This window comes from uncultured Pontibacter sp., assembly GCF_947502515.1.
GTDB lineage: Bacteria > Bacteroidota > Bacteroidia > Cytophagales > Hymenobacteraceae > Pontibacter.
Genome location: NZ_CANNAI010000006.1, coordinates 192,568 through 204,197, shown reverse-complemented (window position 1 = coordinate 204,197; position 11,630 = coordinate 192,568). Strand labels below are relative to the sequence as shown.

Below are 11,630 nucleotides of genomic sequence, written 5' to 3'. Positions count from 1 at the left end.
AAAATCTTTTTAAATCCTAAAAATCCTGATTCAGACAAATGCTCACCGCACCTCCATATCTGCCATACCTACTTGCTGCCATAGCTGTGCTCTTGCTCAGTTGGCTGGCTTGGCGGCGCCCTGACCGCAGGCGGCTGATATGGCGATTATTGGCCAGTGCAGTGGCAGGTATAAGTCTGGTGCTGCTGCTTTTCCCACCCAGTTACCAACGTGCACTTGACCCAAGTACCGCTATCCTGCTGACCGAAGGGTATGCGCTAGATTCGCTTCACTCACTTTTGCAAAGTCTGGAACCAAAACCGCTGGTCTATACCTACCAAACCGAAGCTCCAGAAGCAGTTGCTACACCTGACCTGTATACCTTCCGGGGTGAGCAACCACAAGTACAGACGGTGCATGTGTTGGGCTATGGCTTGGGAGAGCAGGAACTACAGGCTATGCAGGGTGTCAACCTGATACCACACTTATCAGGTATACCGACGGGTGTAGCTTCCATTACTTGGCCAGAAAGTATTTCATTGGGAGAGACTGTGACGGTGGCCGGGCAGTATACCTTACCTTCTGCGAAGGAAACAACCTTGTACCTTCGGGCCGCCGGGCAGGCGCACGACTCCATCACCTTAAAAGAAGCTGGCCAGCATACTTTCCAATTGCGCTACACCCCAAAGCAGGAAGGCCGCTATACCTATACATTGGTTACAAGGTCAGGCAACAGCACCGATACGTTGGGTCAGGTGCCTGTGCAGGTATATCCTGCCAGTAAGCCGGCTGTTTTGTTGGTTTCATCATTCCCGCTGTTCGAGTTTAAATTTCTAAAAAACCACCTTGGGCAGCTGCAGCACAAAGTAGCCCTGCGTAGCACAGTCAGCAAAGGCATGTACCAAAGCGAATGGCTCAACATGGCACAAACAGACTTGAGCCGCATTACACCTAAGCTGCTGCAGCAATTTGATGTGGTGATCACGGAGCCCCAGGCATTGCAGGAATTGAGAAGCACAGAAAGAGCAGTACTCCAAAGAGCGGTTACAGAAGATGGGCTAGGGGTGCTCACCATCGCGGGTGAACAGCTGGGCAGCCGTACGACAGCTTTCTTTACCAACTTCCAAAGCAAACGACTATCGCAACAAGATACCCGCACGGCATCGGCTAATTGGATAAGCAATTCAATAGCCGCCGCTATACCTGCATCGCCTTATACCTTGGTGAACAGCGAGGCCGTGTCAGGGCTGATAGAAGAGCAAAGCAATAACCTGTTAGCCGCAGGCCGAAAGGCCGGCTGGGGCAACGTGGCCATGACCGTGGTTCCGCAGACTTTCAGCTGGCAGTTGGGAGGCAAACAGAATACCTATGCCAGTTACTGGGCGCATTTGCTTTCGTCAGTGGCTAGGCGGGAAGTACAGGAGAAGTTCTGGCAACTGGAAAAACGGCAGATTCCACAGGTACACCAGCCTGTCACTCTAAAGCTCACCGATTATACCTTAGACAACCCTGTTGACGCTCCTAAAGCCACAGTGCGGAGCATAGTCGACACGACGCTAGCAGGTATAGCGCTGCAACAAAACGTTCACCAGCCAGAGGTATACGAAGGCACTTTCTGGCCGCGGCGTAAGGGCTGGCATGTGGTAGAGTCGCAGGGGGTGGAGCCGTTTTATTTTCTGGTGCAGGACAGTGCCGCATGGACACATCAGAGTATTCAAGCGAAACGAGAGGCCACTCTACAGTTTGCCACACAGCAGCAGCGAAAACAAACCATAAGCTCGATAGCCTATGCAGAAGAGCAGGCTCCGGTGATCTGGTTTTTCTTACTGTTTGTGCTGAGCAGCGGGTTTTTGTGGCTGGAGGAGAAGCTATGATAAGGGAAAACGCAATACTGCTAACAGAATTAGGGCAGAATTCAGCCTGATTGTGGCTGGAGATGCTTCCCGTATTTTGCAGTTATCGGAGTAAATCCTATCGTTGATCAACTGGTAAGGCCTTCGCCGCAAAAGTATCGAGCAGTTGGATCAGGTCAGGTATACACTCGAGGTTGAGCGTATGACCCACGTTAGGGAGAATCTCTAACTCACCGTGTGGCAAGGACTGATACATAGCCTGCCCCATTTCGGGTGTACAAAGCATGTCTTCCTGACCATGCACCATCAGCACCGGCACCTGCACTTTCTTTAACTCTTCGAGGTAGTTACCACTCTCTTCCGTGGCACGTACCAACTTGAGCAGTCGTTCCGGCGTCGGGCTTTGGCTCGTTTTACTGTTCTTGAGGTTTTCTATCGTGATGATCGGGTTGAGGAAATAGCTCCGGCCCAGCACAAAAGGTAGCATCACATCAAGCATCAGCGAATAGCCCCCCGCTAGCAGAGCCTGTTTCCAGCTAGCCCCGATAGCGTCAAAATAGGCATCTTTATAAGGGAAAGTAGAAAGCAGCACAGCCCGCTGCACTAGCTCCGGATGATGTACCAGAAACCGCTGCGCCACTGCACCGCCATAGGATATGCCGACCAGTATTGTCTCGCTGGGCAGGTCTAAAGCCTTGAGCAAATCAGCCAGATCAGCCGCGTGTTCCTCAAAACTGCGGTGCTCCGGCGCTTCATCCGACTGCCCCTGAAATATTAAATCCACCAGCACCAACCGGTATTTTTTTCCCAAATTATGCACCAGTCCCGCCCAGGCTGCCGTTGATTGCGAGAGTCCGTTCAGGAACACCATCGCTTGCGAAGCTTCAGCGTTTCCGTGCAGTTCGTAGTGCAGTTCCAGTTCGTCGGGTAGGCGATGTCTCATGGTGTAGTCTGTTTAGGTTGAAAGGTTGATGCCTAAATCTAAAGGAAAATTCTGAAAGGCAGGAGGCAAGGTATGGTCAAACAGGACGAGCTCCAGGTGTAAGCGCAGATTTTCGTGGTGAACTGCTTATGACAAACCGACTGTCTATACCCATGCTCATTATAGCACCTGTGTAACTTGTCCGCTTTTGCAATGCTAGCTTGTAAGCGACCCCTACCTTAAGCTACCTGATGTTTCTATTAACAACATGAGCCTCTATGCTTAAACAGACGATAGGTATAGAATAGGTATAAATTTTGGCGATCATAGCCCCTCAAGCCATATTTAACAGCATGCAAACGTCGGTTTCAGGGATAGAAGTGTTTAGCAAATTTCGCCTTCCAGCTGCAGTTGTTTATCGGTAGACTGTTCAGGTATAACCAGTGGTACAGTAAAATAGAACCGACTGCCCTGCCCCAGCTCGGTTTCTACCTGAATCTTACCACCATGCCGCTCCACAAAATCGCGGCAAAGCAGCAGTCCCAGGCCGGTGCCTTTCTCGTTGACAGTGCCTTTGGTCGCCATAGCAGGAGTCTCCTGTTTAAAGAGCGTGGCCAGTACGTCGGGGCTAATCCCTGTACCTTGATCGGTCACAGCGATGGTTGCCATATTGCCGGGACCTTCTGCAGCGGATACTTGGATAAGGCCACCTGGATACGAGAACTTGATGGCATTGTGCAGCAGATTTCGGATCACAAAGTCGAGCATGTGGGCATCGGCGCGAACTTGCAACGCAGCTGGTACCTGCACCCGCCAGTTAATTTGTTTCGTATCGGCAGTATCCCTAAGCAAGGTCACGTTGCGGTTCACCAGTTCTTCTACCGCCAGTACCTCCGGCTCGAAGCGCACATGATGCCCCGAGGCTGTTTGGGCCGTCGACCACTGCAACAGATTCTCGAGCAGGGCCTGCAAGTTGCGCACCGATACCTGTGTGTGCGTAGCCAGTTTCTGCATTTGGTCCGGCTTCATCTTATCCGAGAAGTTTACCAAAATATTCAGGAAAGACTCCAGCGTGGCTAGTGGCGTGCGAATATCGTGCGAGATGATGGAGAAGAAGCGATCCTTAAAATAGTTGAGCCGGAGTAGCTTGTGCTCTGAAGCCTTTAGTTTGCGTACCGTGTCTTTGAGTTCCTGCGTACGGTGGCGAAGCGCAGCGGTGCGGTTAGCGACCATCACTTCGAGTTCGTTTTTCTGTTGCTCGATCAGCAGCTTGCGCTCCGTTTCTTTCTCGCGCTCCAGTCGCTCTTTCTCGAGCACTTTGGCATTGAGTTCACTCGTCACGGTGTTCAGTCTATAGGCTAAACCGAGCGAGAACAGCACTACCTGTGCTACCATACCTACCTGCGCGGCATACACCGTTACGAGGGTATCGGGCACCAAGTGATTCTCCTTCAGGATAAACAGCAGAGCGCCTACCACAAAAAATATGTTAGCGATCAGGAAGTAGAGTGCCGGCCTATACCCTTGTCGCAGCGACTGTATACTGGTCAGCACCATGGCTACCAGCACCAGTCCGCCAATAATGCCGATTAGGCTCACGCAGGCCTGCAGCAGGTCCAATGGTGTGAGGTATGATAGCAGGCCCATCCCCACCGGCAGAATATAGAGCAAGGCCAATAGCGTGAGCGCCTTGTCCCAAAGCGGCATGGTGCGCTGAGTATTGAGGTAGTGCCGCGTAAACAGCACCCGGAACAGGCCGTTGAAGGTGACGATGAACGGAAAACTGTGCGCATTCCAGAGCGGGGCGTTCGGCCAGAGCAGCTCGATGGCGAAGCCATGGTAGAACATGAAGTAGAGTCCCGTGCCCAGCAGCGCCAATACATAGTAGAGGTAACTGCGGTCGCGCACCGAGGTGAAGAGCACCAGGTTGTAGAGCGTCATCACGAGGATGATGCCAATGAAAATACCTTGTACAAAAAGCCTGCTGCGATTAGCAGCTTCCACTTTATCCGTGGTCAGTAATTGCAGCCGCAGCGCCTGTGGCTTATAAAGGTTGATATCGCCCTGCAGCCGCAGGTATAGGGTCGTGGTGCTGTTGGGCAGCAGCTCCAGCCGGATATAAGGTTTGTAAGAGGGAACATCACGCGCTTCAATGGGCAGGAGTTGCCCGGTGCGCTTCAAGGTATAGCTTGTTTCGTTTTGCTGATAAAGCTCCAGAAGACTCCAGTCGCCGGCGTAGAGCAGGCGAGTTAGTTCGCGGTTGGTCGGGTTTCGCAACACCACCCGTACCCAATGCACCGTTTTACCCGGCTCCAGCACAGCATCGGGATTGTTGGGTGCAAAAGAGCGGCTCTGCACTTGATCCACATTCAGTCTGGCGCTCGGATCATGGTATACCTGCAGGGCATCCGCCACTACTTGTTCTGAAGCCGTTACATCCACTGTATTTGGTGCCTGGGCTCGTGCGTGTAATGCTACCGAAAGAAACAGCAGCAAAGCGAGCACCTTGAGCAGGTGCCGCAAACAACAGGTATAGCGGAGCAAGTGCATACGTCAATTTACAAAATAATCTCAGTTATACTATACTTCCGTAAGTGGAGCATTTCACCTATGGAATCATTTTGCTATATTTAGCTGACGTACCTGACCGATTTCACTTATACCCTACCTATGGCTCGCCTGAAGTTAATGATTGCAGAAGATGATGTGGTGATTGCCCAGAACCTGTCGCTCTCGCTCGAGTCGATGGGCTATGAAGTGTGTCAGGCGGTAAGTTCAGGCGAAGAGTTGCTCTTGCAGGTGCACCAGCATCAGCCAGACTTAATCATTCTCGATATCACGCTCGACGGCAAACTCGATGGCATCGAAACAGCCGCTATGCTGGCCAAAGCGACCAAGGTGCCTTTCATTTTTATGACGGCTTTCTCTGATAAGGAAACCATCGACCGCGCCAAACAGACCAATCCGCACGCCTACCTGGTGAAACCTTTCGATGCCCGCACCCTGCAAAGTAGCATTGAGCTGGCCATTCACAATGCCGGCACCCGCCAAGTGCAACCGGATCAAGCCGCGGCTATACCTGCCCAGCCTACCGATACCGTGGAGGCCGATAATTTCTTGGTGCACGACGCCCTGTTTGTGAAGGTGCGCAACCGCCTCGAAAAGGTCATGCTTGAAGACATCGTCTGGGCCGAAGCGCAGGACATCTACTGCAACATCAAAACCCGCACACACTTACATTTAGTGAGCCAGAGTCTCAAAAACCTGGAACAACGTCTGCCTGCCACCCAATTTATGCGTGTGCACCGCTCCTACATCGTGCAGCTCACCGCCATCGAGGCCATCGAAGACAACAACATCCTGATCGGAGGCAAGCAAATTCCCATCGGCAACACCCACCGCGATGCCTTGCTGAAGCGACTGCAGATTCTGTAGAGTTAGAAGCTTTAAAAGAGCAAAAGTTGGAAAGGTATAGCCTGTAGGAACAACGACCTATACGAATCGTGCATCTAACAGGAAGCAATCAATAATTCAACCATTTAACAACTAACAATTAAATACCCCACCTTACTCCTTGCCGATTTCACCTCAAATTATTCCCGTTTGGCAAGTATAGGCTTCTGTTAATGTTTATTATTAGCTAAATTAATTCAAGATTTCCTTAGCAATAATACCATTCGCACATGAATAGTCTGGCATCATCGGAGCTTGTGACAGCTGGTTGGGTACTTGTACTCGCCTACGCAGGCATTATCCTGTTTTTTGTGATACGGGGTGCGCTGCGCATACGCTCCATCTCTGACTATGCCCTTGGCAATGTGGCCTTCTCGCCGGTGGCAGTCGGTTTGGCACTGGCCGCCTCTATGACAAGTGCCGCTACTTTCATCATCAATCCGGGTTTTGTGGCCCTTTATGGTATAAGCGGTGTTATCTCCATGGCTATAGCTTTGCCTTTGGCAGCACTGGCGTCGCTGGTAGTGCTTACCAAGGGCTTCCGCAAGATGGGCACTGCCGTGAAGGCACAGACCATGGCCCAGTGGATGGGGCTTGTTTACAAAAGTCGTGGTTATGCCATGTTCTTCGCTTTTCTGTCGCTCTTACTGATCACCTTTATTGTGTTGATCTGCGTGGGCCTCACTAAAGTATTGGCCAGCGTGCTCAACCTCAACGAACTGCATGTATGCGTGGGCATCGTGGTGTTTGTGTTTGGCTACATGATGTTCGGGGGCGCCAACTCCATGGTGTATACCAATATGATCCAGGCGACGCTTATGCTGATCGTGGCCTTTATACTTTTAGGCTCCGGCTATCAGCATTTCAGCGACGGCGTACACGGCTTTCTGGACAAACTGGCGGCTATAGACCCTTTGCTGGTCTCGACAACCAATCCCCAGAGCTTTCTCTTCCGCGATAATTTCGAGATTATATTTTGCCAGATGATCATCGGTGTGGCGATTGTCTGCCAGCCGCACATCATCACCAAGTCACTCTTGCTCAAGAACGATAAGGACGTCAACCTATACCTGCTGACGGGTGTACTAGTGGAGGCGCTGTTTTTCTTAGTCGTGTTCGCCGGCCTCTATGCCCGACTTTCCTTCCCGGACCTGACGGTGAACGGACAGCCGCTGCCTGTCGATGGCATCATGTCGGCCTATGTGGTGCGTGAGTTTCCGGTGTACGTGGGGCTGTTGCTGGTGCTTGGTCTGATTTCAGCAGGGCTCTCTACTTTAGAAGGCCTGATCCAATCACTCTCCATCACCATTACTTCTGATATACTGACCCCAATCGTAGGCAACAGCATCAAAGAACGTGGTGTAGTGGTAAACCGACTCGTAATTGTGGTACTGGCGGCCGTTACCATCTGGCTGACTTTTGACCAACTGCAGAACCCGAATCTGAGTGTGGGCATTTTCGCGCAGAACGGGGTATACGCTTACTTCTCAGCGGCTTTCGTGCCCGTGCTCTTTGGTATGTTCCTAAAGCGTGTCCCACTCATTGCACCGGTGGCGGCCTCTCTTACGTCAGTCATCGTGCACTTTGGCGTGTACTACGGCGGCCTTACCACTTACATGCAGGCCCCCGTGCGCAACCCAGGTATAGCCGCCGCACTGGCCATACTGGCATCCGTGGCGGTAGGCCTTATCTTTTACTATGTGTTCCGAAAGCCTGCCTTAGAACCAGTAACTGAAGAACCTTCACTTCTAACAGCACCTACTTATGAAAGTGAACTCAAAAACTAAGCTTGTACTAGCCGCTTGTGGCTTGCTATACCTGCACACCGCCTGCCAGTCAACACAGCCTGCCGCAGCTTCAACAGGTATAGACAACACCACCAGTACAGAAACAGCCAGCACGCAAGCGACTGCCAGCACATCAGCCACTGCCCTTGCACCAACTGCTGACCCTGTATTCGAGGGCCTGAACTACAAGTATGCGGTCAGTAAAGTGACACTACCCAATGGTACCCGAATCGCCTATACCGACGAAGGCAAAGGCCCTGAGACGCTTATTTTCATCCATGGACTAGGCAGCTACTTACCCGCCTGGGACAAGAATGTGGCTGAGCTCAGCCAGCACTACCGTTGCATTGCCATCGACCTGCCCGGCTATGGCAAGTCCGACAAAACAGGTATAACAGCAGGTATGGCGACCTATGCAGAGGATGTGTTAGCCCTGATGGATGCCCTGCAACTGGAGCAAGCCACGCTGGTCGGTCACTCCATGGGCGGACAGATTGCCATCACCGCCGCCCTGAAACAACCGCAGCGCATCAAGCACCTTGTGCTGGCCGCTCCCGCAGGTATAGAGACGTTCACAGAGCAACAGAAACAGCTCTTTAAGATGACCGTGACGCCCAAGAGTGTGCAGAAGACCTCTCCTGAACAGGTAGTGGCCAACTTCAAAGTGAACTTTCACCAGATGCCTGCTGATGTGCAGTACATGATCGACGACCGCCTGAAGATGACTGAATCAGCTGAGTTTGGAGACTACAGCACAGCTGTGGCAGGCAGCGTGGCAGGTATGGTTGACGAGCCGGTGTACGAGCAACTACCGCAGCTGCAGGTGCCAACACTAATCGTCTTTGGAGCGCAGGACGCCCTTATACCTAACCGCTACCTCAATCCAAACTTGACTACCCAGGCCGTAGCCGAAACCGCTCGACAGCGCATACCTAACAGCCAGTTGGTGATGTTGCCCGAAGCAGGACATTTTCTGCAGTACGAGCAAGCCGATGCATTTAACAAAGCTATCCGGGACTTCCTGAAATAGCACCTAAACGATAACCTTAAACATCTAACCTACATTGCCATGAAAAAAATTTACACTCTCCTGTTTGCACTCCTTGCAGTGACGCAGGTAGCACTCGCCCAAAGCGGCAGTGTCAAAGGCCGCGTGCTCGGGGCCGACACCGGGGAGCCCCTGACCGGGGCCACTGTCTTGCTCGAAGGAACAACCAAAGGGGCTTCCACCAATGCTGCCGGTGAGTTCAGCATCATGGACGTGCCTACCGGTACCTATAATCTGCGCATTTCCTATGTAGGGTATAATTTCCCAAGGCAATCTATCACTGTAACCTCAGGCGGAATCACCGACATTGGCACTGTCACCATGAACATGACCAACATGGTGGGGGAAGAGATTGTAGTAACCGCTTCGCGCAGGCCCGAGAAACTGACCGAAGCCCCTGCAGCCATTAGCGTGATCTCCTCCCGCGACTTGACGGAGCTGCCTTCTTTCAACGTGGGTGAGTTGCTCAACAAGGTGCAGGGTGTAGAAGTGGTGCGATCTGGTGTGGCCGGTATCGGCATCAATGCCCGTGGCTTCAACAATGCCTTCAACGTAAAGATGTTCCAGCTGACCGATGGTCGTAACTCGATGCTGCCAGGTGGTACAGGTTTGCCTGCCGGTCTATACAACACTGTGATAAAAGAAGACATTGAGCGTGTGGAAGTAATTCTGGGTCCGTCTTCAGCGCTTTACGGCCCGAATGCGCACAACGGTATTATCAACACCATCACCAAAGACCCACGCCGCTACCCAGGCACAACCGTAACATTGGGTGCCGGCAACCAGAGCGTGCTCACGGCTCGTGCCCGCCATGCAGGTGTCATCAACAGCAAGTTCGCTTATAAGGTGAATGCAGAGTATACCGAAGGCAAGGATTTTGAATTCATCGACACAGTATATACCACGCTGGGCCCTAAGCCTGAGTATGACGTAGATTTTGGCTTCAACTTTAAGCGTGCCAATGCCGCCGTATACTACACTCCCAGACAGAACATGGACATCATTCTGGACTATGGCATCGGGCAGGGCTCTAACATTGGCGTGACGAACAACGGTCGTAACCAGATCAACGGTTGGACCTTCCAGTACCTGCACGGCCGCATCGTGACGCCACGCATCTTCGCGCAGGTATACAACACCTGGAACGATGCCGGTGATACTTACCAGATTAATGCCCGCACAACCAACTACCATACCTTGCGTGCTTTAGGCCAGTCACAGGATGTAGCACACGAAAAGTCTAAAACTGGTGCTCCGGCAGGTTCGCTATACCCTGGCTCTCCAGCCATCGCTTTCCCAGGCTTCATCGACAAAAGCCACCGCCTCAACGGAGAAGTACAGTACAACAACAGCTATGCCGGTTTTGATGTGATCACAGGTTTGAGCTTCCAGCGTGACGTGGCTTACAGCCGCCAGACCTATCTCGACGACCGCAACGGCAACATCATCCTTAACCAGTATGGTGCCGTGGCCCAAATTGAGCGTAGCCTGGGTGACAGAGTGCGTGCCGTCGTAGGTGCCCGACTGGATCGCCATGACAACTATGGTACACAGTTCAGCCCCAAAGCTGCCCTGACGCTGAATGCGCTGGCAGGTACATTCAGAGCTACCTATGGCCGTGCCTATGCTGCCCCTTCTATTCAATTCCAGGAGTTTTATCTGAACAATGGCGCATTGGCTATTTTGGGTAGCGGCGCAGGCCTGACAATTCAGAATACGGAGACAGGTGCCACTCGCGAGATCCCGAAGCTGGAGCCAGAGCGTGTGCAGACCTTCGAACTTGGCTATAAAGGCACTCCTACCGACAAGTTTTATGTTGACCTGAGCACCTGGTACTCTATGTCACAGGATTTTATCTCTCCCCTAACAGGCATCACCCCGATCATGGGTAAAGAGAAAGTGATCCGTAAGGGCTCAGAAGATGTGACAGAAGCTGCTTCCAACGCCCTCAACTACTATCTCACCTACCTGAACTATGGTAATGTGAACTCCTGGGGAACAGACCTTGGCCTGAACTATTACCTGAGCAATAACTTCAGCATTGGCGCCAAGTACTCTTATTTCAACTCCGATATTACGGACCGTGATAACCTGGACAATGACGCAAACGGTGACGGCAAAGTAACGCCGGCCGAGAGCAGCCTGAATGCACCGAAGCACCGCTACAACTTCAACTTCACAGCCCGCGACCTGTTTAACAATAAGTTCTTTGGCTCTGTGAACGTGCGTATCCTGCCGGAGTATGACTTCTTCTCGGGCTCACAGGTGGCATCCCGCGAAAACCGCGAGCAGCGTGTGGCACCGCTCCTTTACAACTACGGTCCGCTGGGCGGCTTCACGTCGGTGGACGTGAGCGCTGGCTACCGCTTCACACAAATGATCACACTGGGTGCTAGCGTATCCAACCTGTTTGATGCTGAGCAGCGTGAGTTTGTAGGCTCACCGGTGATCGGTCGTCTGTACTCAGTTGAGCTTCGCTTCGACTTCGGTGGCAAGAAAAATAAAAACGACGTTAGGTAGATAGATTAAGGTGAGAACAGGGCGTCCCGCAAGGGCGCTCTGTTTTTTTGTTTGTCAACTTTCCATTT

The 11,630-nt window shown here is 52.1% G+C and carries 7 protein-coding genes; 5 read left to right on the top strand and 2 right to left on the bottom strand.

Annotated features, from left to right (window positions below; all coding sequences use genetic code 11):
* Positions 1 to 38 precede the first annotated feature (38 nt).
* Entirely contained in the window at positions 39 to 1,853 is a 1,815-nt protein-coding gene (locus Q1A54_RS15715) for a hypothetical protein (protein WP_299990126.1), read from the top strand.
* A 97-nt stretch (positions 1,854 to 1,950) separates the two neighbouring features.
* On the opposite strand, the gene Q1A54_RS15710 is transcribed toward Q1A54_RS15715, so the two are convergent.
* Positions 1,951 to 2,775, bottom strand: coding sequence for an alpha/beta hydrolase (locus Q1A54_RS15710; RefSeq protein WP_299990124.1), 825 nt, complete (start codon positions 2,773 to 2,775; stop codon positions 1,951 to 1,953).
* 363 nt (positions 2,776 to 3,138) lie between these two features.
* Complete coding sequence (locus Q1A54_RS15705) at positions 3,139 to 5,277, bottom strand: sensor histidine kinase (protein WP_299990122.1); 2,139 nt, start codon at positions 5,275 to 5,277, stop codon at positions 3,139 to 3,141.
* 147 nt (positions 5,278 to 5,424) lie between these two features.
* On the opposite strand from Q1A54_RS15705, the gene Q1A54_RS15700 reads away from it, so the two are divergent.
* The 4 genes from Q1A54_RS15700 (at position 5,425) to Q1A54_RS15685 (ending at position 11,562) form a co-directional block, all read left to right on the top strand.
* Entirely contained in the window at positions 5,425 to 6,189 is a 765-nt protein-coding gene (locus Q1A54_RS15700) for a response regulator (RefSeq protein WP_299990120.1), read from the top strand.
* 248 nt (positions 6,190 to 6,437) lie between these two features.
* Entirely contained in the window at positions 6,438 to 7,994 is a 1,557-nt protein-coding gene (locus Q1A54_RS15695; protein ID WP_299990118.1) for a sodium:solute symporter, read from the top strand.
* Entirely contained in the window at positions 7,972 to 9,024 is a 1,053-nt protein-coding gene (locus Q1A54_RS15690; RefSeq protein ID WP_299990116.1) for an alpha/beta hydrolase, read from the top strand. The genes Q1A54_RS15695 and Q1A54_RS15690 overlap by 23 nt, the downstream gene beginning before the upstream one ends.
* Before the next feature lie 39 nt (positions 9,025 to 9,063).
* A complete protein-coding gene (locus tag Q1A54_RS15685; protein WP_299990114.1) occupies positions 9,064 to 11,562 on the top strand; it encodes a TonB-dependent receptor in 2,499 nt (832 codons plus the stop codon).
* Positions 11,563 to 11,630 lie beyond the last annotated feature (68 nt).